The sequence below is a fragment of the Bacillus nitratireducens genome (assembly GCF_001884135.1).
Taxonomy (GTDB): domain Bacteria; phylum Bacillota; class Bacilli; order Bacillales; family Bacillaceae_G; genus Bacillus_A; species Bacillus_A nitratireducens.
Genome location: NZ_MAOC01000077.1, coordinates 118,079 through 136,454, shown reverse-complemented (window position 1 = coordinate 136,454; position 18,376 = coordinate 118,079). Strand labels below are relative to the sequence as shown.

Here is an 18,376-nt window from a genome sequence, read left to right as displayed (position 1 = left end):
AAATTTCCCCCTCGCTATGAATTATGGAAAAGGATGCGGATGTGGATTTAAACTTTCATTCGTTAAAGGCTCAGCACAATATCCAAGTGTCATCGGTACGGTATACACTCTATCTAATCCTGTAACCCGAGTGAGATGGTGACCGAACGTCATCGGTAACATGCCTGGAATTATTACTTTTACACAATGTAAGCCGTTCTTTTCTATAAGGGGAACGGTTTGATCTACAACGATTACTTCAAGTCCGGATTGATGTAACCTGTTTAAAAGTTGATGAAGATCAGATGTTAAATCCATATCAAATGATTGTAATGCCCTCATTTCTTGAAACGTTTGCACCGGAGAATCTTCACGTAAAAGGAAGTGAAGACGTTCTTCTGCTTCTTTCAATCCGTACAGCATACTATGATCTTCCATTTGCGAAACAAGATATGGATCTTGTAAACAGTTTTCATATTTCTCTCTTTTTTGTTCAAGCTCTTCATCTGTTATAAGTAACATGCCAGCAATTTCGTGGATCGCACTTTTTAGAGCTCGGATGGGGTCTAAATGAGCGCCTCCCGCACAAACAACGTTCATTCCAGTGTCACGCGTATTTTTTGCAATGACCCATAAGCTCGGGATGCCATGTTCCATCGTCGCGTTAAAAGCGTATAATTCATACCCCGTAATCGTGTGTAACCGCTGGATCATTAATTGTAATTCTGTATCATTTGCTGAATTAAGATCAAGACGGGGAAGAGGTAATTCTGTATACCAAGTGAGTAAAAAGGCGTCACGCTCTACAATTTCTAAAATGCCGTGAAAAATTGCTTCTTCTAAACTACCACCAATTGCACATCCATTTGATGTTTCATATACGAAAGCATCTCGATGACCGAGGCTATAATAAGCGATTGATTCTGGAACTAAAAGGGGCCTGTTTTGTGATAAAGAATATCCCCATACCCAGTTTTGCTCATAATCAGGATCAAATGGTTTAAACGGAAAACTATCACGGTTGTAATGTTCATTTGTATGTACACCGAGTGTGAGGGGATTCAGTGCATGATCCTCTAAATCATGAAAACTACCATGCACATTTGTCTTTTTCCCGCGAGGTGACATACCGCAATATCGTTCTAAACCTTCTAAAATAGCAGTTGCCTCACTCAGTGCAAATGAATGAGTTCGGCCTGCAACACCTTCATTTCCGAACAGTAACGGCATGTTTATAATGACGTCAGCAAATGGTAATAAAGAATGCTGCATTTTTCCATTCAAAATACCAGTCCGGTAATCTAAATAGTCTCTCGTTAAAAATGTGTTTAGCTCATGAATAGAACGACAGCGATACGCTTCATTACTTGTTTTTAAGCTCGGTTGTAAAGAAATCTCTGCCGCATCCGCAGTATCATCAGGTAAATTACTACATACCGGACAGAGAGGATCTGGAAGGAACGAATGCCGCATACATTGCAGAGTTTGTAAGTTTAGTAAAATGAGTTCATTTTCTAAAGAAGAATGTCCGTGAGCTAATATTTTCTCCGTTTCAGCATGAATGAGCTGGCACATTTGTAACATACCATTTTGAGTAGCGCGTACATCACGCCTCGTCTCGTTATCCGCTTTTAACGCATATTTCCGCTGTAGTTCCCACATTTCTTTTTGATCAAATCCAGCGATAAAGCGTCGTCCATCGGCACAATGGGTACATCCCGTTGCAAGAGGGTCAATGTAAGGACCGATAACGCCTTCACCAAATGAAGTAAATGCACGAAGCCACGGAATATGGTTCGAACGAAATGTCAGCTCAGCATCATGATGAATAGTAGAAGGAGAGCCGTCATGTAATATGAGAGCGAGGTGAATATTTTCAGGCATTTCGTCTGTAATTGTATGTTGGCGAATGATGGAATATTGTTTGCATAATTGATCATGTACATAGTCTGCAAGTAGGCCATCTCCTGTAAGTAATATATTTTGAATCATAGACCGTCCTCCTTTGCAATTAATACCCCGTATACACCGTCTAAGTTGTCTCTTAAAAATGATTCAATAGCTAAATCAAAAACGAATGGATAAAAATTATTTTCTGCTAAATTTTGTAAGGCAACTTGTAAAGACTGTACGCCTGGAATCTCTTCCTCTTCTTGTATTGCTACTCTAACAGAATCCGTACTATATAAAACAACGGATGATTCCGGCAAAATATTAGCTTTATAAGGAATCTCTTCATTTTGAATATGAAGGAGTGCTTGTTGCAGAGCGTTTCTTAACGCCAATGTTATATTAATATTTGCCGCACCGTACCATCTATCATTTATGCCGATCCAAATGACAGGAAAACCGAGTAACTCCTCACTCATTCCCACTTTAGGTATCTCATGAATTGTAGAGAGAGCATCATAGTAAAACCTACAATGTTTATCATGAATTTCGGTTAAATCAAGCTCTGTAACTTCTTCTAGCATATGTGATTGGCGTTCACACAACTTATTATTTAAATGTTTTTGCAGTGCACGGTATACACCTTCTGTCATCGTTTCCCCAGCACCAATACCGATATCAGTATGTTCGGGGATAAGACGATGAATCATTTCAGCTACATACGTTTCAACTCCTGTTAAACCAGCTTCGCGGCGTGCTTCATTATGAGTTAAACCACCACAAGTTATAGTAGGAAGGGGAGAGGTAGGTCCGTCTGATAATGGATTTGCAACTTGAATATAGCATTGTGATAAAGGTAATTGGTGCAAATCTTGTTCATCCCACATGTGGAATATGCCAGCTTCTTTAGAAGTTAATGTATCAAAAAAACGAAAAAGTTCAGTTGAAGTATATTGTCCAGAACGATGGGCAAGGTTTTCTTGAAGATTTTGCACTGTATCAATTGTAAAGGTTTCATCGGTTGCGAGAAGATGCTTTATAAAAGGGTGCCACTTTCCTTCAAGTGTTTCAAAGTTTAATAAAAAGAATTGAGGATTATGCTGCCGGTGTAAATCGTCAGCGACATGTTTAAACAATTCAAAAACGATAACATTTGCTAACATTGCAGATGGGATTGGTGAGAAAGGCTCTGGCGGATTTTCATTTTGTAAAGTAGTTTCGTGTAGACGATGCCATGCGGATTCCCAGCATTCTTCACGATCTGCTATTACGACAGGACCAGCTAAACCGACTCTTGATAAGCAAACAGCTGGTATGAAATTTTTTCCCTCATCTCTACAAATAGCATGTATTGCTCTTAAACTTTCAATATCTCCATTTTGAGAAACGTATAAAATCCAGTCGAAAGGCTCGAATACTTCATGTAAAGGACGATCCGTTGTCGTATCTATTTCTTGAATAAATACATTGTCATCAAGTTCATGTGCACGTTCTACTAGCTCATGAATTCGAGCGTAATTTGTTTCCGCATAATCTGTGACAAGATAATGAAATTTAGGTAATCCGGATTCTAGTAAAGAAGAAACTAAGGAAGTAAGCATATCCCCAGAACCAATTATAAGGACATTTGCCGCACGGTACGTCTCGAATTTTAAAGCACCTGAATGAGAATCGGCTTCTAAAAATTCAATTTGAGAAGCGTACCTGTCGAGTAACGCACTGTTTAATTCATGAGGAGCATCTTGACTTACATCACGGACGAAACCATTTTCATATAAAATCTCTCCAATTTCAAATACACGATTTTGATAGGGGAGAGGGAGACCATCGGTTATTTCTGTCAAAGAATGATTACCGTTAAACATAGGCATTAATTTCTCAATCCAGTCATAAATTCCATCACCATCCATACGGAATGAACTGGAGTTATTTCGAAAGTAAACACCCCCGTTTGAATCGGGGAGGAAGAAAGTATCCTTATTTGCTTTAAGTTTTGCATGAACTGGAAGGTTATTCATGTTTATCCCCCTTACGCTTTAGGCATACATTATTAGCTTATGTCATGTAATTTGTCCCGTATGAACACAATAAAAAAAGGCTGTAGAATGATTCATTCTACAGCCTTTAATAGATTAATAATCTATCAACCTTCTAATAATAATGATTTTGGATCTTCAAGCATATCTTTAACAGCAACAAGGAAGCTAACTGCTTCTTTACCATCAACAATACGGTGATCGTAAGATAGTGCAAGGTACATCATCGGACGGTTTTCCATACGCTCGTTATCAATCGCAACTGGGCGTACTTGGATTTTATGCATTCCTAGAATACCTACTTGTGGGCTATTTAGGATTGGTGTAGACATTAGAGAACCGAATACACCACCGTTTGTAATTGTAAATGTACCACCTTGTAGCTCTTTTAATGAAAGTTTGTTATCACGTGCTTTTAGACCTAAATTACGAATCTCGCTTTCAATTTCAGCGAAGTTCAATTGGTTAGCATCACGTACAACTGGAACAACTAATCCATCTGGAGCTGCTACTGCAATACCGATATCATAGAATTTTTTAATGATAAGCTCATCGCCTTGAATTTCAGCATTTAATAATGGGAATTGTTTTAATGCTGCAACAACTGCTTTTGTGAAGAATGACATGAAGCCAAGACGCACATCATGTTTTTTCTCGAAAGCATCTTTGCGTTCTTTACGTAATTCCATGATCGCACTCATATCAACTTCGTTAAATGTTGTTAACATTGCAGATGTTTGTTGAACTTCTACAAGACGTTTTGCAATTGTTTGACGGCGGCGGGACATTTTCACACGCTCAACTGGTTTTTCGAATTCAGTTTTTGCAACTGGAGCAGGAGCTGGACTTTTTGGAGCAGCTGGTGCTTCTGTTGGTGCTGCAGCATGAGCTTGTACATCATGTGGTCTCACACGTCCAAGTGGATCTGTGCTGCGTACATCGTTTAAGTCGATTCCTAATTCACGAGCCATTTTGCGAGCAGCTGGTGATGCGATAGGACGATTTGTATTTGGTAAACCTTGCAACGCTTTATTTTGTTCAGCACTTGGAGCTTCTGCTTTCGGTGCTTCAGTAGTTTCTTGTTTTGGTTGCTCAGCCAATGGTGCAGGTGTACTTACTGCAACTGGTGCTCCGTTTGCATCTAAAATTGCGATAGTTGCGCCAACTTCAACTGTATCCCCAGGTTCGCCTAGTAACTTCGATACAATACCTGAATCTTCTGCAATGATTTCTACATTGACTTTGTCAGTCTCAAGCTCAACAACGCTGCCACCTTTCTCAACTTTGTCGCCTACGTTGATAAGCCATTGTGAGATAGTTCCTTCGGTAATAGATTCTGCAAGCTCAGGTACTTTAATTTCGATCATTTTAAATGTCCTCCCCTTATTTGCCTAACGGTGTGTTTTGTCTTCTTTAATCTTCGGTAATCTCCATTTGTTAGCTCGACTTGGGCAGATACTCTGCCCAAGTCGAGCCGGAAAAACTCATTGTTATTTTCAGTTGCTGAAAACTTCAATTTCTTGTTTATCTTGACGGAAGTTGTACTTCACATCTAAAGCGTGTGCAACAATTAGTTCTTGCTCAGCTTTGTGAGCGAATGGATCGCCACCAGATGGGCTAGAACGATCCGGGCGTCCAATGTAACCTGTTTTCACTTTATCTCCAGCTAGTTCGAACAGAATTGGAGCCATGTAATGCCATGCGCCCATATTACGAGGTTCTTCTTGAACCCAAATAATTTCTTCTAAGTTTTTAAAGCGTTTAATAATAGATTGAACTTTTTCAGCAGGGAATGGATACAACTGTTCAATACGAACAACATGAACTTCATCTAAGTTGTACTCATGTTTTCCAGACTCAATTTCTGCAGCTAAGTCAATCGCCATTTTACCTGTACTTAAAACAAGACGTTTTACTTTATTTGGTTTTGTACCAAGGTTTTCTTGTTCTAAAGCAGGTTGGAAACGTCCTTCGCTTAACTGACTAGCAGTTGAAAGCGTAAGTGGATGACGTAATAAACTCTTTGGCGTCATAAGCACTAACGGTCGAACAGCTTCTGTTCCTAAGATAGATGCTTGACGACGTAAAATATGGAAGTATTGTGCCGCGCTCGTTAAGTTTGCAACTGTCCAGTTGTTCTCAGCAGCTAATTGTAAGAAACGCTCTGGACGTGCACTAGAGTGTTCTGGCCCTTGACCTTCATAACCGTGTGGTAATAGAAGAACTAAACCAGATTTTTGACCCCATTTTGCTCTTCCTGCTGAAACATATTGATCAAATAATGCCTGCGCAGTATTTGAGAAGTCACCATATTGAGCTTCCCACATAACAAGAGTTTCTGGAGCAAATACGTTATAACCATATTCATAACCAACAACAGCAGCCTCTGATAATGGACTGTTATGAACAGAGAATGATGCGTTAATGTTCGGTAAACGGTGTAATGGTGAATATGTTTCGTTTGTATCAGTATCGTGTAATACGATATGACGGTGCGCGAATGTACCACGCTGTGAATCTTGACCAGTTAAACGAATTGGCGTACCTTCTTGCAAAATAGAAGCGAATGCTAACGATTCAGCAAGTGCCCATTCAATTTTACCGTTCTCTTCAAGAGCATCTTTACGGCGCTCAAGAATTTTCTTCACTTTTGGATATACGTTAAAGCCTTCAGGCCAAGATAATAGTCCTTCATTAATTGCACGAAGTGAGTCAATTGAAATACCAGTGTCAATCGGTTGAATTCCTTTTGCAACAACCTCTGGAACTTTAACGTGAATTGTTGCAGCGCTCGTATCAGCTGGTGGCACTTGTGCGTATTCAGCCTTTAATTCCTCTTGTATAAACTGAGTAATTGTTTCAACCTCATCTGCATTCAGAACGCCAGCAGATTGTAATTGATCTGCATAAATTGCTCTTACAGTTGGGTGATTTTTAATTTTTTTGTACACTTGTGGTTGCGTAACTGCTGGATCATCCATTTCGTTATGACCATATCGGCGGTAACCGATTAAATCGATTAAGAAGTCTTTTTTGAACAACGTACGATATTGGATCGCAAGGTTAGCAGCAGCAAGACAAGCTTCCGGATCATCAGCGTTTACGTGAACAATCGGAATATCGAAACCTTTTGCAAGGTCGCTTGAATATTTAGTAGAACGAGAATCATAGCTATCAGTCGTAAAGCCGACTGCATTATTAGCGATAACATGAATCGTTCCGCCAGTTTGGTATGCATTTAATCTGCTTAAGTTGAGTGTTTCAGACACAACACCTTGACCAGGGAATGCAGCATCACCATGAACTAAAATTACGAATGATTTTGAAGTATCTTGTTCTGGAAGACCAGATTTTTTACGATTCTCTTGAGCTGCACGTGCGAAACCTTCAACAACAGGGTTAACGAACTCAAGATGACTCGGGTTATTTGCTAATGTAACGCGAGTGCTAACTTCTTCATTACCAACGACTTGCTCTCTACCTAAATGGTATTTCACGTCGCCAGTCCAGCCAGCATTTGCAACTGCGCCTTCTATTTTTGCATGTTTGAACTCAGCAAACATGTGAGCATATGGTTTTTCTAGTACGTGAGCGAGTACGCTTAGACGACCACGGTGAGCCATACCAATCATGACATCTTCAACGCCGCCTTTAGCACCTTCTGAAACAATCTCATCTAGTACAGGTACAAGCATATCAACGCCCTCGATAGAGAAACGTTTTTGACCAACGAATGTTTTATGCAAGAATTGCTCGAAACCTTCAACAGCTGTTAAACGTTTTAAAAGAGCAGTTCGTTTTTTATTTGATAATGGTTGACGCAATGAATTTGATTCCACCATTTGATGCAACCACGCGCGTTCTTCACTATCTTGTATATGTGAGAATTCATAAGCTAAAGATTTTGTATAAACGTCTTTTAATCTATGAATTACATCAAATGCAGTGTGAATACCCTCTGGTGCATCTTGCCATACTGTTTTAGCTGGAATCGCTTTCAAATCAGCATCGCTCAGTTCGTTCAATGCTTTTTCAAGAAGAGATTGTCCATTTGCAGCATCTTCCATCGGATTGATGTGAGCTAACGTATGCCCGAAAGAACGAATCTGTTCAACAAGTTGAACGACTTTAAGAATTTTTTCAATGTTCCCTGTGTTTTGAGGAGAAAAATGTGTTGCTGTGTTGTCCCCTGTTACGACATCATCTTGAAACGAAGGAGCTCCAAAAATTTCAAAAAGCTCTTGTAATTCCGGATCAACAGAACCTGCTCCAGTTACGTAAAGATCATACTGTTCAATAACATAACCAAGGTTCGGACCATGGAACTTGGCCCAAGGGTTTGTCGTTGTATTCTTCCTCGTCATTTGTTTAAACCTCCCAATGCATATAATCCTTTTCCTATACAAAAGGTGCATTTTGCTCTTTTTCAATAATTGATGAACTAATAATTAATGTAAATGTTATCTTTACTCTTATGTTATTACAATAATTTACATAATACCAAACACTATTACTTATCTGTTTTGTAAAAAAACATTCACAATAACTTATCACCCAAGTTAATCTTTCATGTTATAAAGTAATTTTACAGAAAAATGGGGTGGATATATTTGGTATACCTACATTAATGACTATAATTGTTGCATTTAAATATAAGTAAAATTGTTAGAATGTTTCGATAAAGATTAGTTTGAATTATGTATATTGAAATAATAAGCGCTTTCATTGATATTATACAACAATATAACGGAATATAGTATAAAAAATAAAAAATTATGAATTTAGCGTAAACTTTATTTCGATAGTGTTAAATATCGAAAGGAAAATGAAGGATTTCTACAAAAAAAGTGGCTAAACATAAAAAATGCTTCATAAACCGTTAGTTTCTATAAATATGGCGAAAAACAACGTAAAAACAATAGCGCATTTCATCTAATAAGGAGAAGAATGAAATAGTTTAAAAGGATAAAACAAATATGGAGATATTAAATTTTCACAAAAATGGGGAGGAGATATAGTAACGGATATATACATTGTTCCATGTTTCATTTCAAAATAGACATGATTCAATTGAAAAAGTTTCTTCTATATAAATAGAATGCAAAATAATCTAAGTGAATGTAAAGGGACCTTGACGTAAAGCTTCCTTTACATATATACTCGATATAAGGGAGGAGGGAGAAATTTCCTTGGAAAATAAAATGGTCGAATACCGAAAAAAATTTGGACTATCTCAAGAAAAATTGGCTGAGAAACTTGGGGTTTCCAGACAAACCATCATTTCAATTGAAAAAGGGAAATATGATCCATCACTTCCATTAGCATTTGAAATAGCGAAAACATTCCAGACAACGATAGAAAATGTATTTATTTATGAAGCAAAAGAAGAGGGGCAGAAAGGATGAATTATTCACAAAAGTACTTTGTTATTATGGGAATTATCTTTTTAATTATGAGTGGATTTATGATACTAGCAGGTATAATGACCCATTCAGCACCGCCAATTCCAACTTATACCGTGCTTGCAATGATGATTATGTGTTTCTGCCTAAGCTACTTGCACCCGCAATTTAAAGAAAAAGATGAGCGAATGAAACTCATTCGTTATAAAGGGATGTTCTTCAGCTTTTTTGCTCTAACAGCATATTATCTTCTTTTCTCTATTGGTTTGAACTTAAAAGTAATTACACTATCTGCGGTTGAATTATTGAATATACTTATGGCACTCACGATGAGTACTGTTTTTATCTCATTTGTTGTTTTATCGAAAAGATATTAAGATGGAAGAGAGAAAGGAAGATTAACATATGCAAATGATGTATGCTTTTGGCATTGGGCTGGTATTATTTTTAGCCGTGTTCTTATTTATTCGTAAAGACGTTCAAGGCGGGACGTTAACGAAAAGAGGATTTTATAAAATGATCGGCTGTCTAGTTGTTATGTTTATAGCGATTATCGTAATGATCGTTTTAATAAATCAGTCACTATAGAATTTAAAAATGGAACCTTACTTTTGTAAGGTTTTTCTTTTTGGGGGTAAAACTAAAAATTACCATAAAATCCATTCACTATCTATTCTATATATGATATAAACCAATAAGATGATAGATAAGGAGAATAGTGTATGAATAAAAAAGCTATCTTCTTTATAGCAGTATGTCTACTACTTATAGCTAGTATTACTTACATAATATGTAACAAACGAGAACAAGTGCCACCTATGTTAGTATGGGAGGGCCAGGAATACTACGTTACGAATGAACCTGTCAAAGCAGAAGAAGTCGGGCAAAAGCTTGGCGAAGTGACAAAGAAAATTGAAACAAGCAAAGAGCCTACTAAAGATAGTGAATCCAACATATTACAAGAAAAAACAGAAGTATTTGAAATGATTTTAGAAGAAGAGGATGAAAGGCGTCCCATACTCGTAATAGAACCTAATAGTGAAGAATATAGAGTAGCAAGGCCGATGTTAAAACAAGTACTTTAATAAAAGGAGCCAATCAAGTAGAGGGCTTGTTGGAGAAAATATAAAACATTTAGTACTTATCATGAAAGGAGAAAAATGGTTTGATTGAACTTAAACTCTATAGTAATTATACATTTACAACATAAAATCTTTATATTAAAATATAATAAGTAAAGGAGGGAGAGTAATGAGTCAATATTGGTATGATAATTTCAAGGGTAATCCTGATTTGTACTCGGGATATTGTCGTAAGTTATGTCGTTCTTTAGGTCTTAGTGATTTTTACATAGTTAAAGTTTTGTATTTTGCTAATCTTATTCATGTCGCCACTTCGAAGTATGATGATGTTCTTTTTCACAGTGGAATTAGGTTTCCCTCAGAAACATTTACTTGGAAGCTTAGAGAAGCTAATTCTAAGGAGGAAAACTTTGATGTTGAAGCTTTCTTAGAATATGCAAGCGACCTAGTTGATGAATATGTACGAATTGATCCTGCTGATTTAAGACCGAGTTTATTAGTTTTACACAAACATGTCCAATCTTCTTCAAAATTCGAGTTATTTGTTATAAATGGGGATATCTTTTCTTTTATAGATGAAAATTCTCATCTACCAGGTTTATTTGTCATAACACATGAAGATGAATATCTTTTTGTATCTGAGATCGGTGCTGACCCTGCAGATGTTATAGATGAAGTTGTAGAATTGAAGAAGACATATAGGACTTTTGATTTACATATTATCGTTACTGAAACAAAATCAGATGCAAAACTATATGCAATGTATTTAGCTTTAAAATACTTGAGTACAGCTGATTTAAGTATTACGTTAGATGTTCCGGAATACAGTAAAAGTTTGAAATGCCATTTTGAAAACCAAGTGATATGAGTAGTGTTATATTTTGTTTGGAAGGCCTTGCTGGGATGCGGGGTCTTATTTTGTGTTAATTAGAGGAACTAAAATAGTATATCTGAGTTTAATTATATAAGTTAAATATCACACCTTGAGGTTCATAAGATTATTGAACTTGTATATCATTTTAAGTAAAGTAGTTAGCTAACCGTAGATACGTTAGAAGTGAAGGTGTTTAATTTAGAGAATAAACGTGGATTGATAAAAAGCATAGAACAACTCCAATTAGAAATCCAAGAACAAGTGAATATAGTGGAAGAGTCTTATGTGATTAATGAGTTGAAAAACATGGTGGAAACGCTTGGTGAAGCAAAAAGTCAGTTGGAAGTAGAAAAGTATAAAGTAGTGTTCATTGATGAGAAATACCAAGACAATGACTTGGTGATGTGTACTCCTTCTGGAACGCCAATTAATCCTGCTAATGTGAGACGAAGTCTAAACGCTTTGATTAAGAAAGCGGTTGTGCCAAAGATTCGGTTTCATGATTTACGTCACACACATGCAACTTTGCCATTGGCGAAAGGCGTAAATGTGAAGGTGATTTCTGAACGATTAGGATATAGTAAAATCAAAATCACATTGGATATTTACTCACATGTGTTGCCAATGATGCAAGAAGATGCGGTAAACAAAATAGAAGAGATTTTGTAGGGAACGTGACCACTGATGTTTTTGAGGATAAGTTTAAATAAATAAAAAACCGCATCAAACGTTAATTTAATACGGTTTTTGACTGTATGACCCCGGAGAGGCTCGAACTCACGACCTCCACCCTGTCAAGGTGGCGCTCTCCCTGCTGAGCTACGGGAAAAACGTTGATTTAAAGGCATTTTCATGGGTTTATATAAACGGAATTCTACCAAAACAGCAATGGTTATTGTAAGTTATGTGACCATTTGTGACCACAAAATTATGTCTTTAACTGTCTGTATAATGGTAAGGTAATTACTTTGTTTCCTCTAATATATCAACAAAATCAATCAATACATTTGAAGGATAAATATTATAAGTTGAATGCGGACAAGGGGAGTTGAAAATATTCATATTATAAAGTTTTAGAGCTTTAGTATGAAACGCATAATCACTAAAAATTGAGTGGAAGGGAATAGTCACATGGCTGTTCTCTTTTTTGTTAGAAAAGAGAGGGAGGTAAATGTTCTACTTACTTTGTTTACGTCCTGAATATGTGATGAGGGTTCTTAGCATAAAATTCAATATAAAATGCTGTTTTTATTAATTACTGTTATTTAAAATTTCCATTCTATGGACATTTTAGATTTAGGATAACTCTAGTTGTACACACACCATTTTGTTATAGTAGAAGGTAGACAAGCTTATTCATCAATATACATGAATATAGATAGAAATTGGATGGAGGAAAGAACATGGAGAAGTTAACGTTACAACAACTGGAATCCCATTTATGGGAATCTGCGAACATACTACGGGGAAGCATTGATTCTTCCGACTATAAGAACTACATATTTGGTTTACTGTTCCTAAAACGCTTAAATGATGTATTTGTAGAAACAGCAAAACGTATTGAAGAGGAAGAAGGAGATGATTACGGTTGGACTGACCGTGATGAACATCAATTCTTCGTTCCAGAAGGCGCAAGATGGGAAGATATTCGTTCCAAAACACAAGACATTGGAGATGCGATTAATAAGGCTTTCGAAAAGTTAGAGGAGGAAAACGTATCGCTACAAGGTGTACTTGCAACTATCGATTTTAATGATAAGGAGAAGCTACCTGACAACCTTTTACTACAGTTATTGCAGCATTTTTCCAAAATCGATTTAAGTAATGCAAGCCTATCCGAGCCTGACATGCTTGGTCGTGCATATGAGTACCTTATTAAGCAATTCGCAGACGATGCAGGGAAAAAAGGTGGGGAGTTCTATACACCAAGCAAAGTAGTAGAACTAATTGTGAAATTGATTAAACCAGAAGAAGGTATGCGTGTATGTGACCCTACTGCAGGTTCTGGTGGGATGCTTATCCAATCCGTTGATTACATCAAAGAACAAGGTGGAAACCCACGAAATCTAGTTCTACATGGACAGGAGAGAAACCTCAATACATGGGCAATTTGTAAGATGAACCTCTTACTACATGGACTAAGTGACCAACGTATCGAAAAGGGTGATACGATACGGGAGCCAAAGCTATTGGAAGAAGGTGAACTTATACTATATGACCGTGTTATTGCCAATCCACCATTCAGCTTAAAGAATTGGGGACGTGAAGAAGCGGAAAGTGACGAATATGGACGTTTCCGCTTTGGATTACCACCAAAAACGGCAGGAGATTATGCGTTTATCCAACATATGATTGCAACATTAAATCATGAAGGAAAAGCTGGGATTGTTATGCCTCACGGTGTTCTATTCCGTGGAGGGGCAGAGGGAGTGATTCGAAAGGGAATAATTGAAGAGGATTTATTGGAAGCAGTTATTGGCGTACCTACGAATCTTTTTTACGGTACAGGTATTCCAGCGAGTATCCTCATTTTGAATCGTAACAAGCCAGCTGAACGTAAAAATAAAATTTTCTTCTTAGACGGCTCACGTGATTACCACGAGGGAAAAAATCAAAACACATTACGTGACCAAGATATTGAAAAGATTGTAGGAGCATACAACAAATATGAAGAAGTAGAGAAGTATTGTCGTCCTGTAAGTATTGAAGAAATCCGTGAAAATGAATATAACTTAAACATTGCTCGATATATTGACACAACAGAGGAAGAAGAGCAAATTGATGTGGCTGCTACATTGGTTGAACTCCGTAAGTTGGAGAAAGAGCGTGAGGAAATTGAAACGGTTATGTATGGGTATTTAAAGGAGTTGGGATATGGTGAATAAGAAGCTACCTAGCTATGTCAGTAAGATAATAGAGAACAGTACATTTCTATTTAAACCTCTTGAAGATGTTGCCTTCTTTCAGGAAGGACCAGGATTGAGAAATTGGCAGTTTACAGACGAGGGTATCAAAGTAATAAATGTAACCAATCTTGTAAATGGTACATTGGATTTATCTAGGACAAATAGGTACATTTCAGCAGATGAGGTAGAGGAAAGGTATCCGCACTTCTTAATTGATGAGGGAGATATTGTAATTGCTAGTTCAGGTAATTCATGGGGAAAGGTATCAGTAGTCAAGAAGGTGCATTTACCTTTACTCATGAACACAAGTGTAATTCGCTTTAAGACTAAAGACCCTCATGTACTTAATAGAGAATTTCTGCTCCATTTTCTAAATTCAGAAACTTTCCTATCGCAGATAAGTATGCTTATAACAGGTTCTGCCCAACCAAACTTTGGACCTTTTCATTTAAAAAGAACCTTTATTCCGATTCCAGAAGCCAAAGAACAAAAAAAAATCGCAGCCATTCTTTCTTCTGTTGATGAAGCGATTGAAAAAACAGAAGCTATTATTGAGAAAATAGAAAAAGTAAAAAGAGGATTAATGCAGAAACTTCTTACAAAAGGAATTGGACACGAGAAATACAAGGATACAAGCATTGGAAGCATACCAGAAGATTGGGGACTGTACGTATTTAAAGATGTATGTGAAATTGTAAGTGGACAGGTTGACCCCAAGGTAGAACCATTTTGTGCTATGCCACATTTAGGTCCTAATAATATAGCAAAATTTACAGGGCGTATATTGGACTATAATACTGCAGAAGAAGAAGGGATTACAAGTGGGAAGTACCTTTTTACAGAGGAACATATACTGTTTAGTAAGATAAGACCGGAATTGGCAAAGGTAGCTTTTCCTAAATTTGAAGGAATCTGTAGCGCTGACATTTATCCAATTAAGTCAAAGAATGCTTGTATGATTCCAGAATTTATCAAATATGTTTTGTTGAGTAAAAGATTCTATGAATACTCTGTTTCAGCTTCTGGACGAACTGGAATACCAAAGGTAAATAGGGCGGATTTAGAAATTTTTCAAATTCCAGTTCCTAGTCTAGATGAACAGAGAAAGATAGTAAGTATCCTATTGGGAATCGAACGGAAAGTTGTTAATGAACAAAAGAGCCTTAAAGAACTTCAAACTATAAAAAAAGCTCTTATGCAATCCCTTCTCACAGGTAAGGTCCATGTAACAGTCGACGAAGCTGAGGTGACACAAGTATGACCTCCTCCGCTAAATGGAATGAGAAACAGCTTGTTGAAAACCGTATGATTGAACAATTAAAGGAACTGGACTATGAACATCTTCATGGTCCTTCTCTTGATTCAGAACGAGAATCAAGAGGGGAAATCATATTAAAAGAACGTTTAAGTAAAGCTATCTTACGACTAAATCCTTGGCTTTCTGATACCAATCTAGCAAAGGTCGTACGCTCCATTACCCATATTGAATCGACCACTTTAATGGAAGCGAATCAAAAGTTTCATGAAATGATAGTAAATATGATTTCTGTTCAGCAAGACCTTGGCAAGGGGAAAAAGAATCAAACAGTAAAACTTATTGATTTCGAAAGACCCGAAAATAATGAATTTCTTGTGGTAGACCAGTTTACCATTAGCAATGCACAAGGTAACATACGTCCTGACCTTATCATTTTCATAAATGGATTGCCTCTTGTTATTGTTGAATGCAAAAGTCCTATGCTATCTCCAGATGAACAAATTGGTGAGGGAGTACGACAGTTACATCGATATCAGAACACACATGAGCAGCTATTTTATTACAACCAATTTATGATTGTAACGAGCAATGACCGTGCCAAAGTAGGAACAATTGGAGCGAAAGTGCAGCACTATAGTGAATGGAAAGACCCATATCCAAAAACAGTCGTAGAACTAAGAGTTTCTCCAACACCACAAGATATTTTAACAGCGGGAATGTTAACAAAAGAGAGTCTACTAGATTTAATTCGTAATTTCATTGTATATGAGCCAGTAGAAGGACGTACAATTAAGAAACTTGCTCGCTATCAGCAGTTCCGTGCAGTAAACAAGGCAATTGAACGAATTTTAGGTGCTGAGGATAAGACGCAACGTGGCGGTGTTGTATGGCATACACAAGGAAGTGGAAAATCCTTAACAATGGTGTATCTTGCGGTAAAGCTGCGACGGATTAAAGAACTTAAAAATCCTACTATCATTGTTGTGACAGACCGTAAAGACTTGGATGACCAAATCACAAACACGTTCCGTCGATGTGGCTTCCCAAATCCACAACAGGCAGAGTCAGTTGCACAATTACGGCAGCTGATTCAACAAGGTGTAGGCTCTACTATTATGACATTGGTACAGAAGTTTCAAGAGGATGCAGAGACAAAGGAATTCAAGAACCTATCTACTGCTGAGAATATTTTTGTCATGATTGATGAATCTCACCGTTCTCAATACGGTGGATTAGCTACTACAATGAAAAGTGCCATGCCAAATGCTTGTTATTTGGCATTTACAGGTACACCAATTGATAAAGAAGATAAGAGTACAAATCGTACATTCGGACCATACATTGATAAATACACCATTGAACAAGCAGTGAAAGATGGGGCAACATTACCTATTTTTTATGAAGCAAGAATGGCTGATTTACATGTGCAAGGAGATTCATTAGACGAACTGTTTGAGCGACAATTTCGTGAGTATAGTGAAGAAGACCGAGAGCGTATTAAGAAGAAGTATGCGACAGAACAAGCGATTATTTCGTCTCAAAAACGAATTAAACGTATTGTGCTAGATATGATTAGACATTATGAAAGACATATCCAGCCAAATGGCTTCAAGGCACAAATTGTAGCGATTAGCCGTGAAGCAGCAGTTATGTATAAAGAGATGTTAGATGAACTAAGTAATTATGAATCTAAAGTTATCATGTCAGCGGGTCATAATGATGGGGAACATCTCCAAAAACATCATTTGTCAAAAGAAGAAGAAAAAGATGTGATTGCTCGTTTTAAGAATCCGATGTCGGAGGATAAGTTGTGTTTCTTAATCGTGTGTGACAAGCTGTTGACTGGCTTTGATGCTCCAATCGAACAGGTTATGTATTTAGACAAGCCGATTAAAGAACATAATCTTCTACAAGCCATAGCTCGTACAAATCGTACATATGATAAAAAGACTTATGGTTTGATTGTCGATTACTATGGCGTTTCTAGATTCCTAGAACAAGCACTTGCTATTTTCAATAAAGAAGATGTACAAGGTGCATTAAAAAATATTGATACTGAGATACCAAAATTACAGTCTCGTCATCGTTCTGCTATGCGCTTTTTCGACAAGATTTCGAAAAAAAATCTAGAAGCATGCTTACAGGTGTTAGAGCCAGAAGACGTACGAAATGAATTTGATACAGCATTTAAACGGTTTTCAGAAAGCATGGATATGGTAATGCCTAGTTCCAAAGCACATGATTACATAGCAGATTTAAAACTTCTAGGTAAAATACGGCAAGCAGCAAAGTCTCGTTATCGTGTCGATGGGATGGATATTAGTGACTGTGGAGAAAAGGTAAAGCAGCTTATAGAGGAGCATCTTACGGCAGTAGGTATTAATGTTGTTCATGAGCCAATTGATATTCTTTCGAATCGATTTGAAAAACAGATAGAGGAAGCGAAGACACCAGAAGGTAAAGCAGCTGAAATGGAGCATGCCATTCGTCATGAAATACGAGTTAAGCTAGAAGAGAATCCAGTGTACTATACATCCTTAAAAGAACGGCTTGAAGAACTCCTTCAACGACGCAGAGACCGTCAGATGGATATCGATGAGTTGTTGGAAGAATATCGCAATATGGTGAATGATATGCGGAATACAGCACAAAAAGGTGAAGAACACGGCTTTACTCGTGAGCAATATCCATTTTATCAAATGCTGGAGAAAGAAATGCCTTCATATGATGATGTAGAGGATTTGAAAGCCTTAACGCATCTTATAACGGACATTATTCAGCAGGAAGCAGATATAGTGGAATGGACGAATAAAGAAGATGTAAAACGTGAAATGCGAAAGAAAATTAAGAAGCAACTCCGTGTAAGTCCTTGTCCAAAAGAAAAGTTGGAGAGTTTAACACAGCAACTGATTGACTTAGCAACAGTACATTATAAGAAATAAAAATGAT

The 18,376-nt window shown here is 37.2% G+C and carries 13 protein-coding genes; 9 read left to right on the top strand and 4 right to left on the bottom strand.

The window, feature by feature from the left end:
* Positions 1-21: 21 nt before the first annotated feature.
* The 4 genes from BAU23_RS20185 to odhA form a co-directional block, all read right to left on the bottom strand.
* Positions 22-1,971, bottom strand: a complete 1,950-nt coding sequence (locus tag BAU23_RS20185) for a TOMM precursor leader peptide-binding protein (protein ID WP_016128959.1) — start codon at positions 1,969-1,971, stop codon at positions 22-24.
* Positions 1,968-3,887 carry a putative thiazole-containing bacteriocin maturation protein gene (locus tag BAU23_RS20180; protein ID WP_071735069.1) on the bottom strand — a complete coding sequence of 640 codons (1,920 nt, stop codon included), beginning with the start codon at positions 3,885-3,887 and terminating at the stop codon, positions 1,968-1,970. The genes BAU23_RS20185 and BAU23_RS20180 overlap by 4 nt, the downstream gene beginning before the upstream one ends.
* A gap of 125 nt (positions 3,888-4,012) precedes the next feature.
* Positions 4,013-5,272, bottom strand: coding sequence for a 2-oxoglutarate dehydrogenase complex dihydrolipoyllysine-residue succinyltransferase (gene odhB / locus BAU23_RS20175; RefSeq protein ID WP_000569917.1), 1,260 nt, complete (start codon positions 5,270-5,272; stop codon positions 4,013-4,015).
* A gap of 129 nt (positions 5,273-5,401) precedes the next feature.
* Positions 5,402-8,269, bottom strand: coding sequence for a 2-oxoglutarate dehydrogenase E1 component (gene odhA, locus BAU23_RS20170; RefSeq protein WP_000197121.1), 2,868 nt, complete (start codon positions 8,267-8,269; stop codon positions 5,402-5,404).
* 825 nt (positions 8,270-9,094) lie between these two features.
* On the opposite strand from odhA, the gene BAU23_RS20165 reads away from it, so the two are divergent.
* The 9 genes from BAU23_RS20165 to BAU23_RS20120 all read left to right on the top strand — a co-directional run bounded on the left by BAU23_RS20165 (position 9,095) and on the right by BAU23_RS20120 (position 18,369).
* The gene (locus BAU23_RS20165; protein WP_071735068.1) at positions 9,095-9,310 is read left to right on the top strand and encodes a helix-turn-helix transcriptional regulator; all 216 of its coding nucleotides are present in this window, start codon (positions 9,095-9,097) and stop codon (positions 9,308-9,310) included.
* A complete protein-coding gene (locus BAU23_RS20160) occupies positions 9,307-9,684 on the top strand; it encodes a hypothetical protein (RefSeq protein WP_001109920.1) in 378 nt (125 codons plus the stop codon). The genes BAU23_RS20165 and BAU23_RS20160 overlap by 4 nt, the downstream gene beginning before the upstream one ends.
* Before the next feature lie 28 nt (positions 9,685-9,712).
* Positions 9,713-9,895, top strand: coding sequence for a DUF3976 domain-containing protein (locus tag BAU23_RS20155; protein WP_001178300.1), 183 nt, complete (start codon positions 9,713-9,715; stop codon positions 9,893-9,895).
* Positions 9,896-10,029: 134 nt separating this feature from the next.
* Complete coding sequence (locus BAU23_RS20150) at positions 10,030-10,392, top strand: hypothetical protein (RefSeq protein ID WP_016128962.1); 363 nt, start codon at positions 10,030-10,032, stop codon at positions 10,390-10,392.
* A 166-nt stretch (positions 10,393-10,558) separates the two neighbouring features.
* Positions 10,559-11,257, top strand: a complete 699-nt coding sequence (locus tag BAU23_RS20145; protein WP_071735067.1) for a hypothetical protein — start codon at positions 10,559-10,561, stop codon at positions 11,255-11,257.
* A gap of 189 nt (positions 11,258-11,446) precedes the next feature.
* On the top strand, positions 11,447-11,932 hold the full coding sequence (locus BAU23_RS20140; RefSeq protein WP_071735066.1) for a tyrosine-type recombinase/integrase: 486 nt from the start codon (positions 11,447-11,449) through the stop codon (positions 11,930-11,932).
* A gap of 734 nt (positions 11,933-12,666) precedes the next feature.
* Entirely contained in the window at positions 12,667-14,148 is a 1,482-nt protein-coding gene (locus BAU23_RS20130) for a type I restriction-modification system subunit M (RefSeq protein WP_071735065.1), read from the top strand.
* Positions 14,141-15,430: a restriction endonuclease subunit S gene (locus tag BAU23_RS20125; protein ID WP_165615101.1), complete on the top strand. Its 1,290-nt coding sequence runs from the start codon at positions 14,141-14,143 to the stop codon at positions 15,428-15,430. The genes BAU23_RS20130 and BAU23_RS20125 overlap by 8 nt, the downstream gene beginning before the upstream one ends.
* Positions 15,427-18,369 carry a type I restriction endonuclease subunit R gene (locus tag BAU23_RS20120; RefSeq protein ID WP_071735063.1) on the top strand — a complete coding sequence of 981 codons (2,943 nt, stop codon included), beginning with the start codon at positions 15,427-15,429 and terminating at the stop codon, positions 18,367-18,369. The genes BAU23_RS20125 and BAU23_RS20120 overlap by 4 nt, the downstream gene beginning before the upstream one ends.
* The last annotated feature ends 7 nt before the right edge of the window (positions 18,370-18,376 follow it).

Bases quoted from the DNA above. Each gene is read 5' to 3' on its own strand.
- BAU23_RS20145 (WP_071735067.1), top strand. From the start codon at position 10,559: ATGAGTCAATATTGGTATGATAATTTCAAGGGTAATCCTGATTTGTAC.
- BAU23_RS20180 (WP_071735069.1), bottom strand. From the start codon at position 3,887: ATGAATAACCTTCCAGTTCATGCAAAACTTAAAGCAAATAAGGATACT.
- BAU23_RS20185 (WP_016128959.1), bottom strand. From the start codon at position 1,971: ATGATTCAAAATATATTACTTACAGGAGATGGCCTACTTGCAGACTAT.
- BAU23_RS20155 (WP_001178300.1), top strand. From the start codon at position 9,713: ATGCAAATGATGTATGCTTTTGGCATTGGGCTGGTATTATTTTTAGCC.
- BAU23_RS20150 (WP_016128962.1), top strand. From the start codon at position 10,030: ATGAATAAAAAAGCTATCTTCTTTATAGCAGTATGTCTACTACTTATA.
- BAU23_RS20160 (WP_001109920.1), top strand. From the start codon at position 9,307: ATGAATTATTCACAAAAGTACTTTGTTATTATGGGAATTATCTTTTTA.
- odhA (WP_000197121.1), bottom strand. From the start codon at position 8,269: ATGACGAGGAAGAATACAACGACAAACCCTTGGGCCAAGTTCCATGGT.
- BAU23_RS20130 (WP_071735065.1), top strand. From the start codon at position 12,667: ATGGAGAAGTTAACGTTACAACAACTGGAATCCCATTTATGGGAATCT.
- BAU23_RS20120 (WP_071735063.1), top strand. From the start codon at position 15,427: ATGACCTCCTCCGCTAAATGGAATGAGAAACAGCTTGTTGAAAACCGT.
- odhB (WP_000569917.1), bottom strand. From the start codon at position 5,272: ATGATCGAAATTAAAGTACCTGAGCTTGCAGAATCTATTACCGAAGGA.